The organism is Desulfosarcina sp. BuS5 (assembly GCF_028752835.1).
GTDB lineage: Bacteria > Desulfobacterota > Desulfobacteria > Desulfobacterales > BuS5 > BuS5.
On the sequence record NZ_CP087952.1, the window covers coordinates 3,981,183 to 4,008,053 of the forward strand.

Consider the following 26,871-nt stretch of genomic DNA (forward strand, 5'->3'; position numbering starts at 1 on the left):
CAATTACCCTCGGCTATAATAGTTCTTTTTTTATCAAGCCAATATTGTGTGTTTGATTCAATATGTGCGTTTTCTTTACTGGATTTGAGGAGGTATGGAAAATCTTATTAAGTGTCTTGAGAAATAGGGTTGTACAGTTCAGTATTGTGTTTTTTTTAACCTTTATGCTCTTTGCGTTTATTTTGCACCAAAATTTTGTTTCGAATTTTCTCAATGGGTTTGTATCAAATTGTACAGCTTTACATGTTGCGTTTTTACTTAAAATATTTGGTATAAATGCTTATTCACAGGGAGTTATTGTTTGTGGAGAAACATTTAGTTTAACCATTGTCAAAGAATGCACATCTTACTACAAAATGATGCTTCTCGTCTCAGCGATAATTGCCTATCCTTCTCCTGTTAAGCATAAAATAACGGGATGTATTGCGGGCACAGTAATTATCTATTTATTAAATCTTTTCCGCGTGGCCAGTCTTTTTATAACTGGTGTATATTTTAGAAACAGCTTTGATATGGCACATGAACATGTTACCCAAACTATATTTACATTTTTGGTGGCCGTTTTATGGCTACTTTGGATCTCAAGAGCAAATAAAACTGCATCAAAACAGTGAATTCCTGCGTTTTATGTTAAGGTTTGTCCTGTTTTATATGAGCTTTCTTGTTCTATGGAAATATGTCCATCTTTACTATGAAGCACCACTTTTCTATTTAGTATCTGCTGAATTTCTTTTTTATGAAAGAAATGCTTTGCTATCCATAGCAGTATATGCCATTTTTTAAATTGCAGCTAAATGGTATTTTAAGCACTCTAAAAAGGATAGGAGGTATTCTGATGATAAAAAATACTTTTGAAGAAGTTCTTTCTGATGAATGGGTGAAAGCAAATATAACCAATCCAGTTCAGGAATTGGTTATTATCCGTGGGATAATTCCATGGCAAAAAATGATTACAAAGTTGTGTAAATTTTATAACACCAGTCAGGGTGCTTTTGGAAAATCTCTCAGGATGATGACAGCGATTTTGATTTGTATAAAATACTATCAATTAAGTGATAGGCAAATGGTTAAGCATATAAAAGAAAACCACTATATTCAATATTTTTGTAACATCACAAATGAGGAATTGCAAACATGCCTGGATCCGAGTTCTATATGTGTATTTCGAAAACGTATAGGTGAAGAAGGTGTTGAAATTATAGAAAAAGAAGTTTTTGAGGTTCTACGCAAAGCTGGGATAATACAGGGTGATAATGCTATGATAGATTCAAGCGTATTGAAAAATAACGTTATCTATCCAAATGATGTACATTTAATTTTTAAAGCTTTTGACAAAATGAAACAATTTGCCGTTTTGCATCAAATCTCCTTGTGGTGGGACAATAATGAAGTAAAAAAATTATGGCGAGAATTTTTTTTGAACAAAAAACAAAACCGTTTGGAATGGTTACTCAAATTTAATATATTATTTATTCCTGCTCTAAAAATATTTGATAAAAAAGTTGAATCATTAAAGACCACAAAGAAAAAACAAATAAAAGCTGACAATATGTTTGCTATTCTTACTATTCTTGAAGCACAAACCTTAGAAAAACTCGAAGGTAAAAAACAGATAAAAAACCGGATTGTATCCATTGATGAACCGGATGCCCGCCCGATTGTAAAAGGAAAAGAGCATCCGAAGTGTGAATTCGGCACAACAATGGAAATGACTTTCAATAGGGAAGGATTCATGATTACCATTGAAAATTTTATCGGTAATCCAAATGATAAAACGCTTTTTGCTGGAACACTCGAACAGTTCAAAAAACGGATGAAAGGCGAACCGGAAAATATTATTACCGACCTTGGTTACAGAAGCAATGGTAATTTTAAAATTGCAGACAATATCAGTAACGTTTTTTTGGGGCGTAAAAAAGATGTATCCGAAGAAAAACAGAGTTTTTGCTGTAAAGCCCGTTCAGCAACAGAAGGTTTCATAGCTATTGCAAAAAATATTAGAGGTTTTGGATGCAGTCTTTATAGAGGATTTGAAGGAGACCGTATATGGTCATTGCTTTGTCAAACCGCTTATAATCTTAAAAAGTTTATTCAGCTTCTAATGGGAGAAAAGATTGAAGAAAAAAAACTGATGAAACTCGGGCTGGCATAAGCCGAACAAGGATTTTATCAAAAATAGTTGATTTTAAAAAATATGCGGATAGGAGAGGTGCGTCTATAGGTGTTAACAATTTGCCGTTTTTTACCAAAATTCAATTAAAATACCACAAATGAGCTTAAAATTTTAGATTAAAATTCTCTATGATTAATATATGAACAATGCTGATATACTATGTTATTATCGAAATTCAGCGGATACTATTTAACCACAAAAGCCTGTAATTTTATTCTGAACCTCCCATTGGAACAGCCGGAGTTAAGTTCTGACGGCAGACTTTGCATCAGGCTTTGTGATTTCATATATTATCCAAAGCTTCAATGGTATACGGTTAGCACATTGACAGTGCTGCCTCTTCTTCTTGCCACCTCGAGTATTCGGTGGCTCAGTAGAATTAAAATAGTTTTTATTGCAATCTGGCTTTTGTCAATATATCAAGTTTTATATATCATAGTTGATATCTATGCATGGCTTTTCCGAAATTATCAAAGCTGGATCAAGAAGGGTGTAAACGCATATCAAATCATTGAATATAATCAAAAATTTGCAGATTTCTTTTTTAGTTCGGTTTACTATTTAATGATTTTTCAAGGTGTTATTATAATAGGGCTATGGATTGGTTTAGTCTGTTTTTATAAAAGGCGTTCAATAAAAAAAATGCCCTGGGTATTACTTTAATGGATCAAAGGGTTAGGGGAATAATTTTTGATGTTATTTTTGTAGTTTTCATTTTTATAAGTGTATTTTTAAGCATTTGGTACGTTGATAGGCTAAAAAAATACCAAGTTTCTCCTGAAGCAGTTTCTGCTTATTTGAAAGGAATCAGCTATTGTAAAAAAATGGATTTCACCAATGGCATCTTATGTTTTGATAAAGCGATCACGCTACAGCCGTTTTATGTGAAAGCTTACTGTGCGAAAGGCAAGCTTTATGAGTTATCGGGTAAGCTTGACAAGGCTATATCCGTCTATTCAAAAGCAATTGAAACAAATCCCCGATATATTAATGCCTATATCAGGAGAGGAAAAATATACGTAAGGAAAGGAATCCTTAAACCAGCCATAGATGATTATACTACGGTGATAACAATAAATCATCGTAGCAGCAGCGCATATTGCCACCGCGGGATTATTTATCGGATGATGGGGTTTTACAATAAAGCCAACAATGATTTCAACAAAGCAATTGGAATTAATCCAAGAAATATCCAGGCGCTTACAGAGAAAGCAGTTATTCATCGAATCAAAAGACAATCTGCTATGCATAACAAAATGGGGTTGTTCCATTTTGCCAAAAAAGAGTTTGATCGGGCAATATCTGAATATAATAAGGTTATCAGGATGTCCCCAAGATTTATGGCAGCTTATTATAACCGAGGGTTATCTTTTTTTATATGAAACACACTCCCCTAAAAAAAGCGTAGGGGTACCATTGATTTTAAGGTAATCTTAAAATTATTAATATTATTAGTAAGTTATCAATGTTGTATAAAATAAAATCAGTTCCTTGGTTAATAATAAGATTGCGGTAATCAGCTTTTCAATGAATTTAGAAATGTCGGCCTATATCAAAAAAGTTTTATATGCGTAGTTCCTTCTCTGAAGGACTAACAGTTAGTTGTGCAAAAGGCCGACCAGTCATGTTATATTCGCGCTCAAAGGCTTCAGTTGTACTCTCGACTTCATTTTCCAATTCAAAGCAAATCAGATTACTGTAATCCACTCAAACGATTTTATAAATTGCTTATGGCAAAATTAAATTTCACAAGGAACCAGTTTAAGTCCCATTTCTTTGGCTCTTTTGTTTAAATTTCTCAACACTTTTTGTTTGTTTGGAGCTATTAGATAATCTTCGCCAAGATCTCGATAGGTGTCTCCATATTTTATACTCGATGATCAAGTTTTTATGATTAGCTAAATTTTAAGCTTGAGAGTATAATCACGGCCATTGAAAAATATTAATAATTTTGAAAGAGTCCATTCATAATGCTATTAACTGAATCTGCACCATTTATCAAACAGTACATTGAAGATCTCAACAATAGCCTGGAGCAATACAAACCTGGTGCGGGATTAACATTTACCCAGAAAGCATGGCTAAGCTTTTGTCTTACCGGTATATTAATGGTAAATGCTGTATGTTGGGCAAAATTTGAACGGGCGAGTCTGGGCAATTATAAATTAGCAGCTCTATCTTGGATGTTTCGTAAGGGTAAGATTTCATGGGACAATTTACTTGTTGGAAGCGTCAGGCGTATTTTGAAAAAATATGGTATCACAAATGGTGTAATTGTTTTTGATGAGTCTGATCGTGCCCGTTCTAAGAATACAAAGCGAATATACAAGGCTCATAAGCAAAAACACAAAGCAAGCGGAGGTTATGTTAATGGGCAAACAGTTGTTTTGCTTCTTTTGGTCACAGACTCTATAACCGTACCTATTGGTTTTAAGTTTTACATGCCTGATCCAGTTGTTAGTGCCTGGAAAAAAGAAGAAGAGAGATTGAAAAAAAAGGGACTCCCGAAGAGTAAGCGTCCTGTCAAACCAGCATTTAACCCTGAGTATCCGAAAAAAATTCAATTAGCCCTGCTCTTACTTGAGAATTTTAAAAAATATTATCCTAAAATTACTGTTAAATGTGTATTGGCTGACGCTTTATACGGTTCAAAAGAATTTATGAATGGAGCCTCTAATATTTTGGGAGGAGTGCAAATTATCAGCCAATTAAAGTCAAATCAAAATATACGATACAAAGGTAAAAAAAAGACAATTACGGATTATTTCAACATGATTAACAAAGGTGTAAATTGCACCATTCGTGTGCGAGGCGGTGAAAAAGTCAATGCAACAGTGAGCAGTGCCCGCCTTAAGGTTGATGCACACGATGGCAATGTGCTTTTTGTGATAGCTCTTAAATATGAAGGGGAAGATGAATACCGTTACTTAGCTGCCACTGATGTGAGTTGGCGCACAGTTGACATTATTCAAGCATATTCTTTGAGATGGCTTGTAGAGGTTTTTTTTGAAGACTGGAAGCTTTATGAAGGATGGGGACAAGAGGCCAAACAATATGACGAAGAAGGATCAAGCCGAGGCCTGATCTTGAGTCTGTTGCTAGACCATTGCCTCCTCCTTCACCCTGAGCAGGAGGCCTGCATAGAGAACAAAACTCCCGTGTTTACCGTGGGAAGTCTGCAAAGAAAAACTCAAATGGATGTTTTGATGGAATGTGTCAAATCTTTGCTGCAACAACAAGATCCCGGTGAAAAACTTAAAGAAATGGGCCAAGTTATCAAAAAAGTTTTCCGACTTATGCCATCGGGAAAACATATGAGCGGAAGAACTATAGGTAGATTGGGGCCAACACCTTCTCTATCACGTAAATATTGTCCTTGCTAAGTGCTTTTGGCAAGTTCATCATCAAAAACTTGAACATCGAGTTATAATGTTAAAAACTGCCTTTCCAATCTTATGCGCTATGGCCACTATGGCCTTTTTTGCACCACGTCTCGCTTTCAGTTTATAGTATTTGGCCTTGTAGTAGGAGCCCTTGGTCTTTATCGCCGCCCATGCGACTTGGACTAAAATGGTTTTCAAAGGATGATTTCTGACACCATTTCTACCATTTTTACGCTTTCCTGCGCTTTCATTATTCCCAGGGCATAAGCCAGCCCAAGACACAAAAGCTGACATGCAGATGAATTCATCCAGTGTAACACCAATTTCGCTTAAAATAGCTTGAGCTGATTTTTTATTTATTCCTGGAATTGCATCTAATCGATCCAATAAACTCTGATGTTCTTTTGTAAGTAAATCCAATCTCTCATTTATTTCATCTATACGTTTTTCAGTGTCCTTTCGGCAAGCGTGCATGAAAAACAAATTCAAATAAGGTAGTATCGGTCATTCAAATCACGTAATATTATATAAGGAGGATGACCGATGAATCTTATGCAGCCTTCAGGCGAGTACAGTCTGGATGAAGTACGGGAAAAATTTAAACAATGGCGTAACAGCCGGGATAGAGGTAAAGCCATTCCGGAAGCATTATGGGAAGCCGCTGCCTCGTTATACCCTGCCTATTCTCTGCACCGTATATCAAAAGCCTTGAGCCTCAACCATACCAAGCTAAAGCATTACGTCCAGAATATATCACCAAATCCGTCCGTGCCGACGGCATCTTTCATCGAACTTGATGTAGCCCAAGCCCCTTTGCCTTTCAAGGGCATTATCGAGATGCAACATCAGAACGGTGCCAGGATGACAATGCAAATTGCGGACAGTTCTGACTTGATCAATATAACCCAACAGTTTTGGAGTCAGCCATGATTCAGATAACTCCGCAAATGCGTATCCTGCTGGCCATAGACCCGGTGGATTTCAGAAAAGGTATCGACGGTCTAAATGCTGTTTGTCGGCAGGTGCTGCGCTCCGATCCATTTTCAGGGTATGTTTTTATTTTTCGTAATAAAAAGGCAACTGCCATAAAGATCATTATGTATGATGGCCAAGGATTCTGGATGTGTCAGAAAAGGCTGTCTAAGGGACGTTTCAACTGGTGGCCAAACAAATCCGGTGAGGCGGTCAGGCCTCTGGCCGTTCATGAACTGCAGCTTCTGATCTGGAACGGTAATCCTGTAAAGGCTCATGTTGCACCATTGTGGCGGCCAATTCCTGTAAAAAAATAAAAAAAAATATTTAATGACTTACGTTCCAGTAAAAAATGTGATATTTGATGCCCATGTTTACGTATAGAGGCAGAGTCGTTACTGACAAAGATATTATTTTTATCAAGGAGCTTATTGCTCAAAATCCGGATGCCAGCCGCCGGGCGCTTTCCAGAAAACTGTGCATAGCCTGGAATTGGGTCCAGGCCAATGGGGCATTGCGTGATATGGTCTGTCGGGGTATGATGTTAGAACTGCACCGTGCAGGATTCATACGTCTGCCGGACAAAAAATGTAATCCCCATAATCCATTTGTAGAACGTAGAAAACCTAAAAAAATTCAGATCAATCAAACTTTACTGGAAACAAAATTAGCCAAAATACGGCCGCTTGAATTTTGCCAGGTACGCAGAAGCCCGCATGAAAAAATGTTCAACAGCCTGATCGAGTATTACCATTATCTGGGTTACTGCCATCCAGTGGGCGAACAGCTGAAATACATCGTTTATACTGATGGGCGGCCAATAGCATGTTTTGCCTGGTCTTCTGCAGCGAGGCATATAGGCTGCAGGGACAGGTTTATCGGCTGGGATGCGAAGACGCGTAAAAAAAATCTGCACCTTTTGGCGTATAATACACGATTTTTAATTCTACCATGGGTGCGCGTACCACATCTGGCCTCCCATCTTCTTGGTCACATGATAAAAATCTTGGCCCTGGATTGGCGTAAAATCTACAATCATCCCATCTGGTACCTTGAAACTTTTGTGGACAAAACCCGTTTTGCCGGTACCTGTTACAAGGCTGCGAACTGGAAGTATCTTGGAGACACCACCGGCAGGGGTAAAAATGATCAGACATTTAAACCGAACCGATCTATAAAGGCTGTTTGGGGATATCCATTAGCCAAAAATTTTCGCAGCCTTTTACGGGGGGACACACAGTGAAGACCCCGGAACGTATAGACCTGGACGTCAAGCAGTTAGATGCTCTTTTAAAGCGTGTTAAAGAACTGTTGCCACCTGAGGACTATGAACTCATCAAGGCTATGGCTGACACTATCTACCTTTTAAGTCAGTGTGTGGACAATAAAGCCGCCTCCATACGACGGCTGTTGCGCATGCTGTTTGGTGCAACTACCGAAAAAACTGGAAAAACAAAGGCTCACCCAAAAAAGAAGAATTCTGTTAAAGCTAAAAAAGGTCATGGCCGCAAACCTGCTAAAAATTATACCGGGGCAAAAAAAGTCAGAGTCTTCCATGATACTCTTAAACCTGGAGACAACTGCCCTGAATGTTTAAAGGGCAAGGTATATGAATTAAAGGAGCCGCAGCGAATCATACGCATCACCGGAAACGCTCCATTAAGTGGAACTGTCTATGAAATGCAGCGTTTACGCTGTAATCTCTGTGGAGCAATTTTCACCGCATCGACACCTGAAAATGTGGGTGAAGACAAATATGATGCAAAAGCCAAGGCCATGATTGCTCTTTTGAAATATGGTACCGGTATGCCATTTAACAGACTTAAAGATCTTCAGCAAAGTCTTGGCATACCATTGCCTGCATCGACACAGTTCGAGATTGTCGATCAAATGGCAATGGAACTTACTCCGATTTATCAGGAATTTATCCGTCAGGGCGCTCAGGGCGATATCATTCATAATGATGACACCACTATGAAGGTTTTGTCCCTGATGAAGGAAAACAAAGAAAATAACCCGGAACGTAAAGGTATATTTACCACGGGTATACTGTCAAAAACCGATGATCATAAAATTGCACTGTTTTTTACCGGCCGTCAGCATGCCGGAGAAAACTTGATGGATTTACTTAAGCGTCGTATTGGTCTGAGCCCACCCATTCAGATGTGTGATGCTCTGTCCAGAAATGTTCCCAAAGAATTCGAAACTCTGCTGGCAAATTGTCTTACACATGGACGAAGACAGTTTGTTGACGTACTGCAAAGCTTCCCGGAAGAGTGCAGTTATGTACTCGAAATCCTCGCAGAGGTATATAAAAATGATAAGATTACCAAAGAACAGAACATGGAAGCTGAAGAACGGCTACGGTTTCATCAGGACAACAGCGGTCCGCTGATGAAAAAGCTCAACACCTGGTTTCACAAACAAATAGACCAACATTTGGTGGAGCCCAACAGCGGGCTGGGCCAGGCTATTGGCTACATGCTCAAACATTGGGAGGCGTTGACCCTTTTTCTCAGGGAACCAGGTGTACCTTTGGACAACAATATTTGCGAACAGGCTTTGAAAAAGGTCGTTCTGCATCGCAAGAATGCTCTGTTTTATAAAACTGAGCATGGTGCCATGGTAGGTGATCTGTTCATGAGTCTGATTCATACCTGTAATTTATCCGGTACCAATCCTTTTGATTACCTGACAGCACTGCTGGAACATGCCTCTGAGTTGTCAGAATCCCCAGATAAATGGATGCCGTGGAATTATAAATCCGCACTGATTGAACCGGACAATCCTGAAGCATAAAATCACTTTTTAATATTTCCATCCTGATTGATCAGCCGGGTGCCTGCAAAAAACAGGCACCTAACTGCTGACTGCTTACCTACGCTAAATTTTTTTTTGCGCTATGCACGCTTGCCGAAAGGACACGTTTTTCAAATGTGCTAATAGTCTCCATCATTCCAATTAGCTGGAAGCGATGGTGCTCTTTGAAAAAGCCTTGAAGACTATCAAAAAGTTCTGAAGCCTTTTTTGTAAGAGTTCCCTTTGTACATTTTTGAACATTTTCAATTGTTAACTCAGCATCACCACACAACAAACCAATGAGATTAAGGCCTGTCAAACCGAACAAATCAGAAACAACAGAATCAATTTTTATATTAGCGGTGATGAATATTTTATGAATTCGCCTTTTGTAGTCTGCAAGAGATTCCGTATATGTTTTTCTCAGACGGGTTAATTCTCGCCACTCTCGTATCTTTTCCGGAGGAATAAAACTACCTCGCAATAATCCGTGACGCAGAAGTCCTGCAAGCCATTTGCTATCACTTATATCTGTTTTACGTCCTGGAACATTTTTTATATGTCGGGCGTTTACAAGAATGACTTCCATGACTCCTTCAACAACATTATGAACAGGGCGCCAGTAAACACCTGTGCTCTCCATTGCTAATATGGGGCAATCATTTTCAATCAACCATTTTTTCATTTCCAACAGATCTTTGGTAAATGCTGTAAACTCTCTAAGTTCATATTGTTCTTGACCATTTTCATCAAGAGTAATGAGACAGGCGGAAATTTTGTCTTTATGAACATCTAATCCGCAACAAACAGGGTGAATAATCTGAATAAATGTGCTATCTATTGGCTTGGTCATAATTATCCTTTTGAATTTATATGGTGATAAAAAAAAATTGAATAGTTATGACCTTTATCACTAAAATGCAACTGTTTCATTCTTTGTTGTGCCCGACAGGGCATGCTGGTTATAAAGAAAAAGGAGAGCTATATAAAGCCCTATTAAACTTTAACAAAGCCATAAAAATAAAACCAAAATGCGCGAATGCTTATAAAAGTCGAGGGAATGTATATTTAAAGCAAAAAAATTATGCCCGCGCTATAACTGACTACACACAAGCTATTCATATAAATTCAAACGATCCATTAGCCTATTATAAACGGGGGATTTGCTATAAAGAAATTAATGAATCAGATAAGGCTATATCCGATTTTGACAGAATCGCAGCCTTAGAACCGAAATTTTATACCGCTTATAATGCAAAGGGGCTTGTTCATTATGCCCTTGAACAATACGACCAGGCACATTCAGATTTTAGCAAGGCCATTGAGATCAACCAAATGTTTGCTGAAGCATATGTAAACAGAGGAACAGTCAAAGTCAAACAAGGTCTTTATAAAAGTGCCATATCTGATTTTAGTAAAGCTATAGAGATCAATCCTGATGAAGTTTATGCTTACGTTAGTCATGGTACTGTGTATATGTCGATATTTAAAAATGTACAAAAAGCTTGCACCGATTGGAAACGGGCATGTGAATTGGGCAATTGCCGGAATTATGGTATCGCAAGAGCTAAGGGGTACTGCAAATAGTCAATAATTCCAGATCATTACAGCACATAACAATGGCATAGAGAGGGACTGGGAAAAGCGGGCGACTTTTTTGCTTTTGCGCAGGCCGTCAAAAAGTCATCTTTTTGATTATTTCCAAGGCTGCAGCAAGCTTTTCCCAGCCCCTCATGCAAACGTTGTAAACCTTATCGCAGGCTTAATTTTGAGTTTTATTTTTCACTGTCTGTTTTGCTAACAACCGTTGCCGGTATCTGCCGGTTATCGTTTTTGCTGGCGTTTCTTGTTACTTTTTTGAACGTCAGCTTCGGCAAGCATTTTACAGGTTTCACTGTTTCGGTACTCGGCGACATCTCGCCTTGCTTTTTGCGGCTTTTTTGGTAAAGTCAGCATCGCATCAACAAACATTGTTGCAGAATGCCGCAAACAGCGGTTTTCTCTTTGGCAACCGATGTTTTTATTGTCATTATTCCAGCATTCGGTTGCATCTCGTTCCGCTTTCTGTGACTATTTCTCAAGGCGTTGCTTATTGTTTTAACTGGTTATGCTGCAAGCGCCGGCAAACAGCGGTGTGTTCGCCAACTTTGCATTATTTGCAAGCGTTTAATTACGCTTTCTCAAATCCGGCTGCTTTACAAAAAGCAGGTCGTCGTATCCGGTAGGGGTTTACAACAAAACACTACACCCGACCGTCAACAGCGGTGCTTTTTTTTGAAATGTTGTCTTCCGCATAAATGTTGTCGTTTGCGGAAGGTCTTGTCCCGCATGTTGGCGGCCGGTGAGTTCATCGATAAGTGGACCGTGAGCTCCGCTGCGCTACGCACACGGTCAACTTATCGCCGGCTGTCGAGTTCCTCGAACGTCCTTGACAGGTTCCGCTCACGCTCCACCTATCAAGGGCGTTCGAGCCGACTGCGATTCTCGACACTGAATGAAAAAAAACCGCCTTTTTCATTCAGTGCCTGCGATTCTCGCGGCTCAACAGCCGGCGTTGGGCTAAATGGCAAACTAAATGGCAAAAAAATAGACATCGTCAATAGTCAATAAAGGAGTAATAATGATTAAAATTCATCTTGCACAAATTTATTACAATACTTCCTATTACGATCCTCCAATTGATTATTTAGAAGAGCCTATTGCCTTTAACGAAAAGGATACCCCTCTCGGGAAATTACGCTCAATTGATGAAATACAAGAGTACCTCGTTGAATCCAAAAGCATATATCTTCAGCATATTCGCTATAAATTATTGGATATAGCAAATTGGTCAGGTGTAAATAAATGTCATCTCCTTGTTTTTCCAGAATATTCAGTTCCCCCTCAAGTTCTATTGGAATTGCGAAGAGTAGCAGTAGAATATTCGATGATTATTGTTGCAGGAACTCATCGAGTTCCTGCTGGTTCTAATGTAGAATCGATATACCGTGATTTGCAAATTTATGAAGATTCTAATTTCGTCGGGTGCGCATGTAGCCCAATCATTTGTCCAGATGGGACAGTTTATCTTGCAAAAAAGATAAAAAAATCGAAATGGGAACCGAACTTAATTACACCTGAGAAAGAATCAAAATCTTTTCAAATTGAATGCAAAGGGGAACAAATATCAATTTCTGTTATTCCTTGTATTGACAGTCTCCATACAGATGTTATCGGTAAAGTTATATCAGACAAGAAACAACAACCTAATATTATAATTTGCCCTTCAGAGTCACCATCTACATCTTTATTTAAATCTATAGCAAATCATATTGCCTCCAGTGAGACATTATTTTGCTATGTCAATACAGCTGCATTTGGTGGATCATTTTATAATATTCCAGAATCATGGGGCATATACTTAAAGGGTCACCCTCACTTTTATGATAAGTTGCCACCGAAAACAGAAGCAATACTCGAATTGACCATTGATCAAAATTGCTTTTATGCCAAAAAAGGCTCATTGAATAATATGCCAAATTGTTATCACCCTTTTCCATTTCCAATAATTTATGAAAAAGAAAGTGAATGGTTAACTGATCTCAATACTTTAAAAAATGATACCATTGAATGGCTCGAATCATCAAACATAGAATCTGCTATAGAGTGGATGGATCTTTTTTTATCAGAGAATTTTACAAAACTTCCTGATATGGTAGGACAAAATCTAAAGTATCTCAGGCATAGTATTATACCTTTATACGATGGTAGAATTGACACTATTGAAAAGTCTATTTCACATGTCCTCATCAATAAAGATATAGAAAATACGATTTTTCTATGGGCAGATAGAGTAAATAAAACTATTGACATCCTTTCTAAGCTGATAAAAAAAATCCCTGATAATTTAGCTGACGATTTATTTTCATGTCTAAAAGGTCTCAGAAACAATAGTAAAAATTTACCTGTTGTACCTGATGACTGCCCTACAGCATCTGCTTTGCCATCATTACATATTGTTCAACAAGAGTTTTCCGGAGAATCAGACACAATTGAATCTTTCCAAAATCGAGGCTCTGATATCGACAAAATTCGTAATTTTTTGGGCAATCAGGACAATAAAGTGATTGTTGTGACGGGTGCCATTGGCATGGGAAAAAGTTCTTTTATTAATTGGATGTTCAAAAAACAATTCGGGGATTGGGAACTATTAAGAATCTATATTTCAAAAGAAGCAAGAGCACCAAGGCTTATTGCTGAGATTGGTTATTTAGTTGGTATAAGTATTGACATTGACAGCCTTTCGACCACAACAGGCAAGGTTTTTCGTCAAATTGTCAAAAAAATATTTCAAAAATTTTATAAAAAATCTAAAAGAGCTTTAGTGATTGATGATCTTCATGACATTCTAAGATCAGGTACAGCTCGTGACCACAATCAATTGTCAATCATGATAGAAGAAGCAGCAAACTGTAAACAATATATTGGAGGTAGATTGTTTATTGTCAGCAGTCAGTGGCTGCCTTGGAAGTGGGTAAACCGATCATGTGTCGCTCATTTACCACTAAAAAGAATGAATGATATTTACATACGAAGAATAATTGAATTTCATATGCGTCGCTGCAACCTGATTAAAGATGAGTCAATACCTGAACCTCCTCAAGATTTACTTGATTTAGTAAAGGGGCATCCTTTGTCAGCTAAAATTGTTGTTGATGCTATTAAAGACAAAGAATTTATTGAGCTTTCAAGTATAATAAATTTGAATGAAGTTAGTGGCTATGTGGCTACTGAATTACTCAAACATGTCTCTCTCTCTGAAGATGAAAAAAAATGTTTACAACTTTTATCTATATTTAGGAGTCCTGTCGAATTAAACTTACTCAAAAATGTGTCAGAATCAAAATTTGAAAAAACGATTAATGAATTATCTGCAAGATGCATTTTAAATTATGATGGCAAATATTTGGAAATGAATGAGGCCGTTAGGCGGTATTTTGTCGCTACCATAAAAAATGAAAACAGCAGCAGACTTCATTCTGTGGCCGCAAATTATTATCAGCACAAATACGAACACGGAATAGGCCTTATAAGGAAAAACCCAAGCATTGTTGCTGAATTTGTGCACCATCTATCCCTTTCAGAACAAATAAATAAGGCCAGGGAATTAAAGATATTAATTGTTGAAGAGATAAAGCCTACAGCAAGAAAATTATATAGAGAATTAAAGCAATACAGCAAAGCTTTTGAACTATATAGATTATTACATACAATTGTACCAGATGACATTGAGGTACTCGCTTATATTGGTCGGTGCAACGCTAGGTTGGGGCAATGGCAAAGTTGTGATAAAGCTTTTGAAGATGCTATTGAGGTGGCAAGAAAAATTGGTCAGCAAGTATGGTGGCTGTATAGAGATTGGGGTCACATAAAAGCACGTTACAACTATTTTGATGATGCAAAAGAGTATTTTGAAAAAGCTTCATATAATAGGCCTGACGATCCATCTATAAAATCATCATTAGCATATATGCATTGGCGTCAAGATGAGCATGATTTGGCGAGAGATTTATTTGAAGAGGTCGTAAATGAGTATCCTTACCATAAATACACCCTGACTTTTTACTCTAGGTTCTTAAATGAGACTGGTGAGTATGACTATGCAACGCATCTGAAGGAAAGACTTAGTAATATAGAAAACGATTATGAGTATCGCAAACCGATTGAATACGACTTAGATGAAGATTATGATGATTAAATACAAATAGATAGCCCAACAATTACATTCACACCGACCGCTTAACCCTGCCGATTTTTGGCGGTAGTTCAAAGTTGTTTACTACGGCCAAGTCTTTCCTTGGCTGGTTGGCGGCGGGTGATGTTTGGCGATAAGTTGACCGTGAGCTCCGCTACGCTACGCACACGGTCAACTTATCGCCGGCTGTCGAGTTCCTCGAACGTCCTTGACAGGTTCCGCTCACGCTCCACCTATCAAGGGCGTTCGAGCCGACTGCGATTCTCGACACTGAATGAAAAAAAACCGCCTTTTTCATTCAGTGCCTGCGATTCTCGCGGCTCAACAGCCGGCGTTAACTGCCAACATCATTAAAGGCACCTATAGACCAACATGTCTGAATTGTTTAAATCAAAAAACTGGATCGGGGAATTCTTTATCCCAGATCAATACGAAAAACGCTTTCCTGGAAAAGTAACTTATTCCGCAGAAAGTGGCGTTATACTTGAATACGCTATCACTGGTCATGATGTCCCTGATGAGTCGCCTGTCCTTTTTGGAATATTAGATAACGGACAAAAATGCACGCTGGTCGGAAAATTCAAGCCAGTACATTCTGGAGTTAGTTTTCACCATGGCTTAACAACACGAAAAGGGAAAAACGGATTTCAATATTTAGTGGTTGGAGACTTCATAAATATAGATGATAAGCACAGTAATCTATATTTTAATTTAACTAATCTTCAAGAATTCTTCTTTCCAAAAGGCTACAAGGATCTCGTTAAATATTCAGAAGAGCCAATTTTTAGTCTAGAAACCTCATATGGAAAAATTGAAGTTGGAAACACCGCAAGCTTTGGTCACTTTGGGAAAGATATTACCTCGCAAATTTACAGCATAGACAAATCTGCATTAGAAGATTTAAAGAATTCATTTGATCAAATACAAGGCAAATATCCCAACTCATTCTTTATGCTTAAAAAAGATATCGGGTATAACGTCCGTTTAAAAATAAGCGATGGTGGTACCATCCATGAGGTCGGAGATTACATTTATCAAATAGCCAATTTATTTGCTTTGTTAATTTACAGCCCTGTTTACCCGGAAAGTATTAATATTTTCAGGAATTATGGGGATCAAGAACGTCAGTTTGTAGTTCAGGTATACCCTTCAATGGTGTTAGAGCACAGGACTATAGAAATAGCCACCGAGGATAGATCTCATTTTCATATGCCAATCACTCAAAACACCATAAACCTTCCCACGATATTAGAAAATTGGCTTTTAACCCATAAAGATTATTCAACAATCATTTCAAGCATCCAGCACGAAACAGGGTTCAGAGATGAACACACTGTTCACGGTGAAATTGTGCTCTATGCAACACAGTTAGAATCAATAAGTTATAGCCAAAATATTGATCGAAACGAAAAGTATGAATATCCAATAAATTCTTATGGCTCAGAAAAAGTTAAATCTGGTCTGCGAAGGATATTTGAGAAAATCAACTCAGATACAATTGGTAAAAATATTTCTGAATTAAGGAATGAAATAGCACATGTAGGCAGGCCAAAAAGACTATTACCAGTTCTATCGTTAAGGGAGTTAGTGCATATTGAACAATACCTTCATGTTATAATTATTTCGTATATCCTTGAGAAGTTAGGTGTTTCAAGAGAAGTAAGTGAAGACTATCAAAACAAATTTACATCAATAGATTAAACAGCAGTTAACAAATCAATTCACTTGACCCGCAACTCGTCGGCGAATTTTCGTGCAGTTTCAAGCTCATCGCCGTTTATAAAGTTTAACGGTAGGTGCTCGGCGGGCAAGTGATCTCGGTCGTTAAGCACTAATGGTTTATTCCTATGCCTTACTGTAAAATAGCAAATTATCATGTTTTCCTACATAGGTCTCTTTACTCACAAATTGTGAGTGAGGTGTTGAAGGGTAAACCTCCTGTGTATAAGGTTTCGAGCTTTATATCTGGATCAGAGGCGAACAAAGAAAAAGAAAACGCAATTATTTATTGGCTGGAGAAAAAATTTAAAAAGAATCCTTCACACTTCAAAGAGCAATTTGTGAAATTTTCCCTTTTCGGTCAAGATGCGAGATCTGATGTTTTTGATCTTTTGTATGACTGGTGTAGTCTTTCGAAATTAGGCCACATAGTTGACAATAGGGATGAGGTTGACAAACTAATATCAGACTATGAGGGGGAAAGTCTGTCATATCCAGCAGGAAAGGTATTTCATATAGTTGTTAAAGTAATTCCCCATAATTCATTTATCAATAAGTTACTTTCACCCTCTAAAGAAATTATGGTGGAAATAGATACCCAAAAAGTCACAAGACTTGAAGGTGTCATTTCTGATTTCAATCTTTTAATGGGGCAGATCGTTCTATATTTTAACAATAGAGGAATAAAAATAGAGAACTGTGCTTAACGAGGCTAATTCAGCCGACGCAGAAAAATAGCGCGGCTGATTAGCGACGTTAACCCCCGTGATGTATCAGGCGCTCTTGGCTCCGTTGTGTTCTAATGGAATTGCATCTGAAAGTTCAGACAAAAAATGGGCTTTTTTGTTTTCGGCAGAGGTTGTTTTGTTTACTGGCAAATTGGAATTCGTCTTAATGCCAACCGCCCTGGAAAAAGAGTGGTCGCCAATTCAAAGTTTCTACAGTCAAGTTGCTGTAAAGCATAAAGGGTGGTTCTCATAAAGCAGTTTAAATTTAATTGGAATTTAAACGTCTCCGACGTTGTTTTGCGATTGCTGATTTTGTATGTATGTTTATGGGGTTAACAATACGCTGGAAGGGACTGGGCAGGAGCTCGGCATTCCGGAAAGGCAACTTTTTAACAGGATTTTATAATTTAATCAGCGCTGTCGGGTTGGCTCTGCCCAGCCCCTCAGCTCGGTCGTTAGCAAGAGAAGAAACATGGAAGATATCATAACAATTCTTACCACTCTCGGACTCGGTTCTGTGCTTGGGTATTTCATCAAATATGCGTTAGATAAAAAGAAAGAAGTTTACAACAGCCTCTATAAACTCAATGAAGAGCGATATAAAAATATTCTTTCACACATGGTTATTGTGTTGAATGATGAATACACGAAATTTATGAATCATATTGATCCCAGAACAGGGAACCAAATGACTCATGATGACCATGTTGATTTTTTAAATGCCGAGTATTTTCAAACAATTCTATATGCTCCTGACAACGTATTGGAAGCGTTGAAGCATTTTATAGAAAAACCGAATGAAGAAAATTTTATTCGTACTGCTAGAGCAATGCGCCATTCTCTCTGGAATAAGAAATCTAAATTGCAAATAAATGAACTAAAACTTGCTAACAAGGCGCTCCAGCGGACGCGCTAGCGCGCCGCTGAGCTTGTCGATAAGTTGACCGTGAGCTCCGCTGCGCTACGCACACGGTCAACTTATCGCCGGCTGTCGAGTTCCTCGAACGTCCTTGACAGGTTCCGCTCACGCTCCACCTATCAAGGGCGTTCGAGCCGACTGCGATTCTCGACACTGAATGAAAAAAAACCGCCTTTTTCATTCAGTGCCTGCGATTCTCGCGGCTCAACAGCCGGCGTTATGCTAATAAAAAAAGGAGGTGATTGTTATGAATATTTAATTTTTTGTTCATTCCGTTTTTTTATCTAAACCGTATATGCAAAGAGGAGGAGATTAAAATGAAAAAAATTAATACAATCCTTTTATCAGTTTTTTTATTAGTTTTTGCCATTTATGTGCCCGCACAGGCCATAACAATAGATTTTGAGGATATTCCAGATTTAACATCCGTGGATGATTTTTATGCATCCCTTGGAATCCATTTTGAAAATGCGATTTCATTAACTGCTGGTTTTTCCCTCAATGAAATTGACTATCCACCGAGTAGTGGCAATGTGGCTGTCGGTGATGACTGGGCACCAATACTGTTGACTTTTGATAATCCTGCAGAAAACATTTTTGCTCATTTTACATATGCTTCCCAATTAACTTTTACTGCATGGAATGATGCAGGAGATATTATTGGTACATATATAAATCCAAATTCTGATAATCTAGGAAGTTCTGAGTTAATATCCTTAAATTTTAGCGGGGTCAGCAAGTTACAAATTGCTGGAGAATGGGACGGATCCTATATAATGGACGACCTCAATTATGAACTTAACCAGCATGTTCCTGTCCCTGAACCAGCTACTATGTTTCTATTCGGTAGTGGCTTAATTGGGGTAGCAGGTTTAGGCTTTGGGCGTAAGAAATTAAGCTCGAAGGAATCATAATTCATATTCCGGCGGCGCTGCGCGCCGCCGGAATGCCGAGATGAGCGGTGCTTATCGATTTGCCCTGGCGGCGCGCTGATTCGCACCGCCAGAACAAATCGATTGAGCGTCCAACGCATAACAACCGGGCGAGACTGCGTCTCTCCTCATTATGCGTCGGACCGCTCATCTCGGCAATATATTTGATGGAGGTTGATGATGAAAGGAACAAATTTTAGAAGATTTTTTCTTGCAATATTTCTAGTTGTTATCTTTGTTGGCTCAGCATTTGCCGATAAAGGGGTGTTTAATGCAAAAGTGACCCCTGATGAAGCATTTGTCAATGAACCTACCACAGTAACTGTCACAGCTGAAATAGGCTCAGAAAATTTATATATTTCTTCGGTTCGAGCATATAAGACTACCGCGGATGGTAAGCCGATTGCTTTTTTAGGACAGATGTATGATGATGGTACTCATGGAGATGCTATTGAAGCTGATACCATCTTCACCATGCAATTTACCGTGAACGAACCTGTTAAATCTACTATCTATGTTAGAGTTACTGCCGCATATAGAAGGGATAGAAATAGGTACTTGAGTCCTGTTATGAAAATAAATATTTTTGAACACTTAGCACCAGATGCTCCTGCAGAGCATGCCAATACTTTAAACAATGTAAAACAAAATTTTAACTCATACTTGACGACAATGACCCCGGAGGATGCCAAACAAAAAGCACTTGAGGACGTTTTAAATGATCCATATGTATCTGATGCAACGCTCTCAGGCAATACTATTTCTGTTCAATTTACGGATGGAACTTGGGGAATGATTACATTGGAAGATCCTGACGTTCCTTCTGAGGGGGCGGGAAACGCTATCCCACCAAATGAACTACCCAGTAACGCCAAATATCCAGGAAATGATAACTTACTAATTTTTGCTCCATTCTATAGTGCACCTAAAACAGAAATACCAAATTATGCAAAGAATCGTTTTGCAAATAGTGTGTTTATGGAATTCACTTTGAATTCACCGGCTATAACTAAAGATTCGGCAGCATCTTTAGAAAATGTTAAATCATGGGGTGATTTTGGCACCGTAATTTTAAACGGCCACGGAGGATACATAACCATAAAAGGGCATAAATATGTTGCGATAGCGACAGGGACGCCTACTACTCAAACAAATGATGAAATAGAAAAAGATCTGCAGCCGACAGATGATAGTCCACCAAGAATTATTACAACTGATAAAAAAGTTTATGCTTTTTTACCTTCATATATAACAAAGAGAGCAAAACCGATGAAGAACACTTTTTTTTGGCTTGGAGCGTGCGATACACTAAAAGACTCGTCTATGTGGGATGCTCTACGTTCCAAAGGTGCTAAAGTAGCTTTTGGCTTTACCAAAACAGTAGAACCTTCTTTCGATTACGATAAATTTAAAGAAGTCATAAATAAAATGGTTCCGACTGATGAGAATGATGACCTTCTTTCTGCTAAGGAGGCTTATGATGCAGTTGGTGACAAAATTGATGGATGGTGTCCATTTGGATTTTGTATAGGTGGGGAAGGAGCAAAGCTTGAACTCAAAACAGCGCCTGGATGGGAAGACTTTGTTTTCTTTGAAGGAGGCCTTATAAATGGTGATTTTGAAACAGGCGATTGGACAGGCTGGGTACATGGTGGTGAAAATGGTCAAGTCTGGCAAAAAATATTAGGTGCTCACGTTCATAATGGCAGTGAGGCGGCATCATTGGGGCGTTGGGACACTAGTTTTCATGGTTATGATCCAACTGCCGAGCCATACGGTTACGAATGGTTTTATCAGGATTTTGTAGTACCTGATAACGTAACCTATCTGAAGTTTAATTGGTGGCTTGAGACTTATGATACTGCTGTTTGGGATTGGTTTGACGCATATATTAAGGATACAAATGGAAACACCTTGATTACTATAGTTAATCATGGTGGCAAGCCTGGTACTAATTATGGGCCATACTGGAATACTGGAAGCTGGCGTGAAGAATCAGTAGACATATCTGCATATCGCGGTCAAAAAATCAGAATATATTTTGATCAACGTCTTGATGGGTTTGGCGATCAACAGAGGGTTTATGTTGATGATGTGAGACTGGAATAATATTTTTGCATAACAATCGGCTGCAAGGGACGGCAAACAACGCGGCGGTTTTTCTAAGTCTCTGCCCCGCATAAAGCCTGGTGGTAATTCAGGGTTAGTTGCCCCGCATGTTTGCCGCCCCTGAGCCGCAGCGATAAGTTGACCGTGAGCTCCGCTACGCTACGCACACGGTCAACTTATCGCCGGCTGTCGAGTTCCTCGAACGTCCTTGACAGGTTCCGCTCACGCTCCACCTATCAAGGGCGTTCGAGCCGACTGCGATTCTCGACACTGAATGAAAAAAAACCGCCTTTTTCATTCAGTGCCTGCGATTCTCGCGGCTCAACAGCCGGCGTTATAAAATTCGCCATACAATAAGCCATATAAATATATTGACACCACCTAAATATAGCATTATAATTTTTTTATGAAAAACAAAGCCGATTTTGAATGGGACGAGAATAAAGATAAAATCAACCAAAAGAAACATAACGTGTCATTCGCATTTGCTCAATTAGCCTTTTTAGACCACAAGCGTATTATTTTAGAAGATTTAGAACATAGCGTTGATGAAAAAAGATACTATTGTTTGGGCAAAATTTCTGACGGCATTTTGACTGTAAGGTTCACATACCGTTCAAATAAAATTAGAATTTTTGGCGCTGGATATTGGCGGAAAGGAAGAAAAATCTATGAAAAAGAAAATAAAATACACTGATGAACCAATGGGTAACGTCAGAGTTGTTTCTGATTTTCTGCCATCCCCTGAAGAACTGGCATTAAAGGACGAAACCATAAAAGTTACTATTGCTTTAAGTAAGGCAAGCGTTGATTTTTTTAAAAAGGAAGCTCAAAAACACAACACACAATATCAAAAAATGATTCGTCGTCTTCTGGATGAGTATGCAATCCATCAAGCATAAACTGTGAACATTTTATAACCAGCGGGTGAACTGGACAGCAAGGGTCTCCTTCTTTTTAAAGATTGAAAAACTTTTAAATGATGTGCTTTCAATCAACTTTTTTGGAAACCCTTGCTGCCCGTTACCCAAACGATAAGTTGACCGTGAGCTCCGCTACGCTACGCACACGGTCAACTTATCGCCGGCTGTCGAGTTCCTCGAACGTCCTTGACAGGTTCCGCTCACGCTCCACCTATCAAGGGCGTTCGAGCCGACTGCGATTCTCGACACTGAATGAAAAAAAACCGCCTTTTTCATTCAGTGCCTGCGATTCTCGCGGCTCAACAGCCGGCGTTCTGACTCTTGCGTTGCTGACAGGTGGTTTTGGGGAAGGGTTGCCGGAGTTCCTTCCTACCTTTGATTTTTGTTTTTCTTTGGAGGCTGTGTATTTTGTCCCTTTCTGGAAATTTCATTTCAAAGAAACTGAATCGTGTTCCAGGGTGGTTTGCAGTTTCGGAAATTAATTTGATTATGGGAAATTGTTTTCTTTAGGGTGGTTTGCAGTTTCGGAAATTAATTTGATTATGGGAAATTGTTTTCTTTAGGGTGGTTTGCAGTTTCGGAAATTAATTTGATTATGGGAAATTGTTTTCTTTAGGGTGGTTCGCAGTTCCGCATTTTTTATTGAAAATGCAGGTTCTCTCATAAAGGGTGGCTCTCCTATTGTATTTTGAATCAAGCTTTGAGCTTATTTCTCAATCCGAGGATGTGCTTGTTTTTTATCGTTTTTTGGGAAGCCTTGAGGTCAGAACAAAACGCTGGAGGGGACTGGGCAGGAGTTCGGCATTTCGGAAAGGCAATTTTTTAACGGGATTTTACAATTTAATCATTGCTTTGGGGTTGCTCTGCCCAGCACCTCAGCTCTGCGTTCTGACTCTTGCGTTACTGACAGGTGGTTTTGGGGAAGGGTTGCCGGAGTTCTTTCCTGCCTTTGATTTTTGTTTTTCTTTGGAGGTTGTGTATTTTTCTTTTTCTGGAAATTTCATTTCAAAGAAACTGAATCGTGTTCCAGGGTGGTTTGCAGTTTCGGAAATTAATTTGATTATGGGAAATTGTTTTCTTTAGGGTGGTTCGCAGTTCCGCATTTTTTATTGAAAATGCAGGTTCTCTCATAAAGGGTGGCTCTCCTATTGGATTTTGAATCAAGCTTTGAGCTTATTTCTCAATCCGAGGATGTGCTTGTTTTTTATCGTTTTTTGGGAAGCCTTGAGGTCAGAACAAAACGCTGGAGGGGACTGGGCAGGAGTTCGGCATTTCGGAAAGGCAATTTTTTAACGGAATTTTACAATTTAATCAAAGTTGTCGGGTTGCTCTGCCCAGCACCTCAGCTCTGCGATAAGTTGACCGTGAGCTCCGCTACGCTACGCACACGGTCAACTTATCGCCGGCTGTCGAGTTCCTCGAACGTCCTTGACAGGTTCCGCTCACGCTCCACCTATCAAGGGCGTTCGAGCCGACTGCGATTCTCGACACTGAATGAAAAAAAACCGCCTTTTTCATTCAGTGCCTGCGATTCTCGCGGCTCAACAGCCGGCGTTGGGCTTTTACATAAAGGAATATGAAAATGCCGATAATAGATCGGAAAAGTATTGAAGATGCTCAAAAGATTACTGAAGTATTTCTGCCCGACTATACGGTCAAAAAAAGACTGCTGACATTTTTATCCAATGCAATCATTTTTTCCAACGGGTTAAGAGCGGATAACTGGAACCTGAATCTGGACAAAAACGGCGGGTTCATAAGGCTGAATGTCGGACATGAATATTGCATTGAAATATTCAAAAAATATTCTTTAATCCTTGTATTGAGGGATGTATTAAGCGATAAAGTGGACGGCAACAGGCTGAAAATAAAGTTTAAAGGTTACAACGGCAAAAATAAAGTTTTGACTGACAGTCTGCTGACTGTCCCTAACTGCCTTGCCAAAGTTCCCGGATCAGTGGGATGTCATGTAACACATGACAATATAATTGATATATTGCCGTACCTGGAAGAAGCAAATCGCTGTTTTATTTCATACGCAATAAACAATACGGTTCAGCTTCCGTCAATGAACAGGGCTCACTCTGCCGGATTTATCAGATATTTATCAGAATTCGTTTCAAAACGGATTCCAAATCCTGTTTATGCTGTTTCTGAAAACGATTTTTATGACAGGCAGGTGAAAGAAGAAAGAGAAGCCAGAACTTTAAGCTTATCCGAAATAGAGGCTAAAATAAAAGACAGCCATAAAATACCTGTACGCATGAATGTAACAACTTCAAAATTTAACAGAAATCCTTATGTCTCTGAATATGCTAAAAGAGTTGCGGACGGTATATGTCAGGACTGCAATGAACCGGCACCTTTTATCAATAAATTGACAGGTGAGCCTTTTCTTGAAACGCACCATATAATACCTCTGGCACAGGGAGGAAAAGATACAACAGACAACACAATTGCCATCTGTCCGAACTGCCACAGGAAGAGGCATTACGGATAGAAAGGACAGTTCAAACAAACCATAAAAATGAAAGATAAAGCCCAACCAAAAAATAGAGCTGACCACAAAAGCCGAGCCGATTTGTCGTGAATTTAAAGGATTAGGCGGCTTTTGTGTCAGCTCATTTAGACGTTCTGACTCTTGCGTTGCTGACAGGTGGTTTTGGGGAAGGGTTGCCGGAGTTCTTTTTTTGCCTTTGATTTTTGTTTCTCTTTGGAGGCTGTGTGTTTTGTCCTTTTCTGGAAGTTCCAGTTCAAGGAAATTGAATCGTGCTCCATGGTGGTTTGCAGTTTCGGAAATTAATTTGATTATGGGAAATTGTTTTCTTTAGGGTGGTTCGCAGTTCCGCATTTTTTATTGAAAATGCAGGTTCTCTCATAAAGGGTGGCTCTCCTATTGGATTTTGAATCAAGCTTTGAGCTTATTTCTCAATCCGAGGATGTGCTTGTTTTTTATCGTTTTTTGGGAAGCCTTGAGGTCAGAACAAAACGCTGGAGGGGACTGGGCAGGAGTTCGGCATTTCGGAAAGGCAATTTTTTAACGGAATTTTACAATTTAATCATTGCTTTGGGGTTGCTCTGCCCAGCACCTCAGCTCAGCGTTCTGACTCTTGCGTTGCTGACAGGTGGTTTTGGGGAAGGGTTGCCGGAGTTCTTTCCTGCCTTTGATTTTTGTTTTTCTTTGGAGGTTGTGTATTTTTCTTTTTCTGAAAATTTCATTTCAAAGAAACTGAATCGTGTTCCAGGGTGGTTTGCAGTTTCGGAAATTAATTTGATTATGGGAAATTGTTTTCTTTAGGGTGGTTCGCAGTTCCGCATTTTTTATTGAAAATGCAGGTTCTCTCATAAAGGGTGGCTCTCCTATTGGATTTTGAATCAAGCTTTGAGCTTATTTCTCAATCCGAGGATGTGCTTGTTTTTTATCGTTTTTTGGGAAGCCTTGAGGTCAGAACAAAACGCTGGAGGGGACTGGGCAGGAGTTCGGCATTTCGGAAAGGCAATTTTTTAACGGAATTTTACAATTTAATCATTGCTTTGGGGTTGCTCTGCCCAGCACCTCAGCTTAGCGTTCTGACTCTTGCGTTGCTGACAGGTGGTTTTGGGGAAGGGTTGCCGGAGTTCTTTCTTGTCTTTGATTTTTGTTTTTCTTTGGAGGCTGTGTATTTTGTCTCTTTCTGGAAGTTCCAGTTCAAGGAAATTGAATCGTGCTCCATGGTGGTTTGCAGTTTCGGAAATTAATTTGATTATGGAAAATTGTTTTCTTTAGGGTGGTTCGCAGTTCCGCATTTTTTATTGAAAATGCAGGTTCTCTTATAAAGGGTGGCTCTCCTATTGGATTTTGAATCAAGCTTTGAGCTTATTTCTCAATCCGAGGATGTACTTGTTTTTTATCGTTTTTTGGGAAGCCTTGAGGTCAGAACAAAACGCTGGAGGGGACTGGGCAGGAGTTCGGCATTTCGGAAAGGCAATTTTTTAACGGAATTTTACAATTTAATCATTGCTTTGGGGTTGCTCTGCCCAGCACCTCAGCTTAGCGTTCTGACTCTTGCGTTACTGACAGGTGGTTTTGGGGAAGGGTTGCCGGAGTTCTTTCCTGCCTTTGATTTTTGTTTTTCTTTGGAGGTTGTGTATTTTTCTTTTTCTGGAAATTTCATTTCAAAGAAACTGAATCGTGTTCCAGGGTGGTTTGCAGTTCCGAAAATTAATTTGACTATGAAAATTATTTCCTTTAGGGTGGTTCTCAGTTCCGAATTTTTTCTTGAAAATGCAGGTTTTCTCATAAAGGGTGGCTCTCCTATTGGAATTTGAATCAAGCTTTGAGCTTATTTCTTAATCCGAGGATGTGCTTGTTTTTTATCGTTTTTTGGGAAGCCTTGAGGTCAGAACAATACGCTGGAAGGGACTGGGCAGGGTCTCCGCATTTTCGGAAGGCAATTTTTTAACGGGATTTTATAATTTAATCAATGCTGTCGGGTTGGCT

At 39.0% G+C, this 26,871-nt stretch carries 23 protein-coding genes; 19 read left to right on the forward strand and 4 right to left on the reverse strand.

Going from position 1 to position 26,871, the window contains the following annotated elements; genetic code table 11:
* The first annotated feature begins 146 nt into the window (after positions 1–146).
* The 4 genes from BuS5_RS19240 to BuS5_RS19255 all read left to right on the forward strand — a co-directional run bounded on the left by BuS5_RS19240 (position 147) and on the right by BuS5_RS19255 (position 5,556).
* Positions 147–614, forward strand: a complete 468-nt coding sequence (locus BuS5_RS19240) for an archaeosortase/exosortase family protein (RefSeq protein WP_274427894.1) — start codon at positions 147–149, stop codon at positions 612–614.
* 221 nt (positions 615–835) lie between these two features.
* Positions 836–2,152, forward strand: a complete 1,317-nt coding sequence (locus BuS5_RS19245) for a transposase (protein ID WP_274427662.1) — start codon at positions 836–838, stop codon at positions 2,150–2,152.
* A gap of 845 nt (positions 2,153–2,997) precedes the next feature.
* Positions 2,998–3,555, forward strand: a complete 558-nt coding sequence (locus tag BuS5_RS19250) for a tetratricopeptide repeat protein (RefSeq protein ID WP_338000296.1) — start codon at positions 2,998–3,000, stop codon at positions 3,553–3,555.
* Positions 3,556–4,143: 588 nt separating this feature from the next.
* Complete coding sequence (locus tag BuS5_RS19255) at positions 4,144–5,556, forward strand: transposase (RefSeq protein WP_274427895.1); 1,413 nt, start codon at positions 4,144–4,146, stop codon at positions 5,554–5,556.
* A 21-nt stretch (positions 5,557–5,577) separates the two neighbouring features.
* On the opposite strand, the gene BuS5_RS19260 is transcribed toward BuS5_RS19255, so the two are convergent.
* Positions 5,578–5,976, reverse strand: coding sequence for a transposase (locus tag BuS5_RS19260; RefSeq protein WP_274427896.1), 399 nt, complete (start codon positions 5,974–5,976; stop codon positions 5,578–5,580).
* Positions 5,977–6,099: 123 nt separating this feature from the next.
* Here BuS5_RS19260 and BuS5_RS19265 point away from each other — a divergent pair, with 123 nt between their 5' ends.
* From BuS5_RS19265 to tnpC, 4 genes are read left to right on the forward strand one after another with little or no spacing between them, the layout of a single operon-like run.
* The gene (locus tag BuS5_RS19265; RefSeq protein ID WP_274427635.1) at positions 6,100–6,486 is read left to right on the forward strand and encodes a hypothetical protein; all 387 of its coding nucleotides are present in this window, start codon (positions 6,100–6,102) and stop codon (positions 6,484–6,486) included.
* Positions 6,483–6,845, forward strand: coding sequence for an IS66 family insertion sequence element accessory protein TnpB (gene tnpB, locus BuS5_RS19270; protein WP_274427634.1), 363 nt, complete (start codon positions 6,483–6,485; stop codon positions 6,843–6,845). Before BuS5_RS19265 ends, tnpB begins: the two co-directional genes overlap by 4 nt.
* Before the next feature lie 53 nt (positions 6,846–6,898).
* On the forward strand, positions 6,899–7,771 hold the full coding sequence (locus BuS5_RS19275; protein WP_274427633.1) for a DUF4338 domain-containing protein: 873 nt from the start codon (positions 6,899–6,901) through the stop codon (positions 7,769–7,771).
* Entirely contained in the window at positions 7,768–9,327 is a 1,560-nt protein-coding gene (gene tnpC, locus BuS5_RS19280; protein ID WP_274427632.1) for an IS66 family transposase, read from the forward strand. The genes BuS5_RS19275 and tnpC overlap by 4 nt, the downstream gene beginning before the upstream one ends.
* A 79-nt stretch (positions 9,328–9,406) precedes the next feature.
* On the opposite strand, the gene BuS5_RS19285 is transcribed toward tnpC, so the two are convergent.
* Positions 9,407–10,180: an IS110 family transposase gene (locus BuS5_RS19285; RefSeq protein ID WP_274427897.1), complete on the reverse strand. Its 774-nt coding sequence runs from the start codon at positions 10,178–10,180 to the stop codon at positions 9,407–9,409.
* A 47-nt stretch (positions 10,181–10,227) separates the two neighbouring features.
* On the opposite strand from BuS5_RS19285, the gene BuS5_RS19290 reads away from it, so the two are divergent.
* On the forward strand, positions 10,228–10,914 hold the full coding sequence (locus BuS5_RS19290) for a tetratricopeptide repeat protein (RefSeq protein ID WP_051375243.1): 687 nt from the start codon (positions 10,228–10,230) through the stop codon (positions 10,912–10,914).
* 237 nt (positions 10,915–11,151) lie between these two features.
* On the opposite strand, the gene BuS5_RS19295 is transcribed toward BuS5_RS19290, so the two are convergent.
* Positions 11,152–11,298, reverse strand: a complete 147-nt coding sequence (locus tag BuS5_RS19295; protein ID WP_274427893.1) for a hypothetical protein — start codon at positions 11,296–11,298, stop codon at positions 11,152–11,154.
* 649 nt (positions 11,299–11,947) lie between these two features.
* Here BuS5_RS19295 and BuS5_RS19300 point away from each other — a divergent pair.
* The 10 genes from BuS5_RS19300 to BuS5_RS19345 all read left to right on the forward strand — a co-directional run bounded on the left by BuS5_RS19300 (position 11,948) and on the right by BuS5_RS19345 (position 26,129).
* The gene (locus tag BuS5_RS19300; RefSeq protein WP_027355054.1) at positions 11,948–15,064 is read left to right on the forward strand and encodes a tetratricopeptide repeat protein; all 3,117 of its coding nucleotides are present in this window, start codon (positions 11,948–11,950) and stop codon (positions 15,062–15,064) included.
* A gap of 369 nt (positions 15,065–15,433) precedes the next feature.
* A complete protein-coding gene (locus BuS5_RS19305; RefSeq protein WP_027355072.1) occupies positions 15,434–16,762 on the forward strand; it encodes a HEPN domain-containing protein in 1,329 nt (442 codons plus the stop codon).
* Between the two features lie 146 nt (positions 16,763–16,908).
* A complete protein-coding gene (locus tag BuS5_RS19310; RefSeq protein WP_027355071.1) occupies positions 16,909–17,487 on the forward strand; it encodes a hypothetical protein in 579 nt (192 codons plus the stop codon).
* A 493-nt stretch (positions 17,488–17,980) separates the two neighbouring features.
* Positions 17,981–18,424 carry a hypothetical protein gene (locus BuS5_RS19315; protein ID WP_027355068.1) on the forward strand — a complete coding sequence of 148 codons (444 nt, stop codon included), beginning with the start codon at positions 17,981–17,983 and terminating at the stop codon, positions 18,422–18,424.
* Between the two features lie 320 nt (positions 18,425–18,744).
* Positions 18,745–19,341, forward strand: coding sequence for a PEP-CTERM sorting domain-containing protein (locus BuS5_RS19320; RefSeq protein ID WP_027355075.1), 597 nt, complete (start codon positions 18,745–18,747; stop codon positions 19,339–19,341).
* A 195-nt stretch (positions 19,342–19,536) separates the two neighbouring features.
* On the forward strand, positions 19,537–21,468 hold the full coding sequence (locus BuS5_RS19325; protein WP_157487498.1) for a hypothetical protein: 1,932 nt from the start codon (positions 19,537–19,539) through the stop codon (positions 21,466–21,468).
* 406 nt (positions 21,469–21,874) lie between these two features.
* Positions 21,875–22,165 carry a BrnT family toxin gene (locus tag BuS5_RS19330; RefSeq protein ID WP_274427898.1) on the forward strand — a complete coding sequence of 97 codons (291 nt, stop codon included), beginning with the start codon at positions 21,875–21,877 and terminating at the stop codon, positions 22,163–22,165.
* A complete protein-coding gene (locus tag BuS5_RS19335) occupies positions 22,140–22,370 on the forward strand; it encodes a CopG family transcriptional regulator (RefSeq protein WP_274427899.1) in 231 nt (76 codons plus the stop codon). The genes BuS5_RS19330 and BuS5_RS19335 overlap by 26 nt, the downstream gene beginning before the upstream one ends.
* Positions 22,371–23,973: 1,603 nt before the next feature.
* Entirely contained in the window at positions 23,974–24,891 is a 918-nt protein-coding gene (locus BuS5_RS19340; RefSeq protein WP_051375271.1) for an HNH endonuclease, read from the forward strand.
* An 863-nt stretch (positions 24,892–25,754) separates the two neighbouring features.
* Positions 25,755–26,129, forward strand: a complete 375-nt coding sequence (locus tag BuS5_RS19345) for a hypothetical protein (protein ID WP_274427900.1) — start codon at positions 25,755–25,757, stop codon at positions 26,127–26,129.
* A gap of 287 nt (positions 26,130–26,416) precedes the next feature.
* Here BuS5_RS19345 and BuS5_RS19350 read toward each other — a convergent pair whose 3' ends face one another.
* A complete protein-coding gene (locus BuS5_RS19350; protein ID WP_274427901.1) occupies positions 26,417–26,671 on the reverse strand; it encodes a hypothetical protein in 255 nt (84 codons plus the stop codon).
* Positions 26,672–26,871 lie beyond the last annotated feature (200 nt).

What these genes read in the sequence shown, in the direction of transcription:
- BuS5_RS19325 (WP_157487498.1), top strand. Translation starts at nt 19,537, where the DNA reads ATGATGAAAGGAACAAATTTTAGAAGATTTTTTCTTGCAATATTTCTA.
- BuS5_RS19275 (WP_274427633.1), top strand. Translation starts at nt 6,899, where the DNA reads ATGTTTACGTATAGAGGCAGAGTCGTTACTGACAAAGATATTATTTTT.
- BuS5_RS19315 (WP_027355068.1), top strand. Translation starts at nt 17,981, where the DNA reads ATGGAAGATATCATAACAATTCTTACCACTCTCGGACTCGGTTCTGTG.
- BuS5_RS19310 (WP_027355071.1), top strand. Translation starts at nt 16,909, where the DNA reads ATGCCTTACTGTAAAATAGCAAATTATCATGTTTTCCTACATAGGTCT.
- BuS5_RS19290 (WP_051375243.1), top strand. Translation starts at nt 10,228, where the DNA reads ATGACCTTTATCACTAAAATGCAACTGTTTCATTCTTTGTTGTGCCCG.
- BuS5_RS19350 (WP_274427901.1), bottom strand. Translation starts at nt 26,671, where the DNA reads ATGAGAAAACCTGCATTTTCAAGAAAAAATTCGGAACTGAGAACCACC.
- BuS5_RS19305 (WP_027355072.1), top strand. Translation starts at nt 15,434, where the DNA reads ATGTCTGAATTGTTTAAATCAAAAAACTGGATCGGGGAATTCTTTATC.
- BuS5_RS19340 (WP_051375271.1), top strand. Translation starts at nt 23,974, where the DNA reads ATGCCGATAATAGATCGGAAAAGTATTGAAGATGCTCAAAAGATTACT.
- BuS5_RS19295 (WP_274427893.1), bottom strand. Translation starts at nt 11,298, where the DNA reads ATGTTTGTTGATGCGATGCTGACTTTACCAAAAAAGCCGCAAAAAGCA.
- BuS5_RS19335 (WP_274427899.1), top strand. Translation starts at nt 22,140, where the DNA reads ATGAAAAAGAAAATAAAATACACTGATGAACCAATGGGTAACGTCAGA.
- BuS5_RS19245 (WP_274427662.1), top strand. Translation starts at nt 836, where the DNA reads ATGATAAAAAATACTTTTGAAGAAGTTCTTTCTGATGAATGGGTGAAA.
- BuS5_RS19285 (WP_274427897.1), bottom strand. Translation starts at nt 10,180, where the DNA reads ATGACCAAGCCAATAGATAGCACATTTATTCAGATTATTCACCCTGTT.
- tnpB (WP_274427634.1), top strand. Translation starts at nt 6,483, where the DNA reads ATGATTCAGATAACTCCGCAAATGCGTATCCTGCTGGCCATAGACCCG.
- BuS5_RS19300 (WP_027355054.1), top strand. Translation starts at nt 11,948, where the DNA reads ATGATTAAAATTCATCTTGCACAAATTTATTACAATACTTCCTATTAC.
- BuS5_RS19330 (WP_274427898.1), top strand. Translation starts at nt 21,875, where the DNA reads ATGAAAAACAAAGCCGATTTTGAATGGGACGAGAATAAAGATAAAATC.
- BuS5_RS19255 (WP_274427895.1), top strand. Translation starts at nt 4,144, where the DNA reads ATGCTATTAACTGAATCTGCACCATTTATCAAACAGTACATTGAAGAT.
- BuS5_RS19250 (WP_338000296.1), top strand. Translation starts at nt 2,998, where the DNA reads ATGGATTTCACCAATGGCATCTTATGTTTTGATAAAGCGATCACGCTA.
- BuS5_RS19320 (WP_027355075.1), top strand. Translation starts at nt 18,745, where the DNA reads ATGAAAAAAATTAATACAATCCTTTTATCAGTTTTTTTATTAGTTTTT.
- BuS5_RS19265 (WP_274427635.1), top strand. Translation starts at nt 6,100, where the DNA reads ATGAATCTTATGCAGCCTTCAGGCGAGTACAGTCTGGATGAAGTACGG.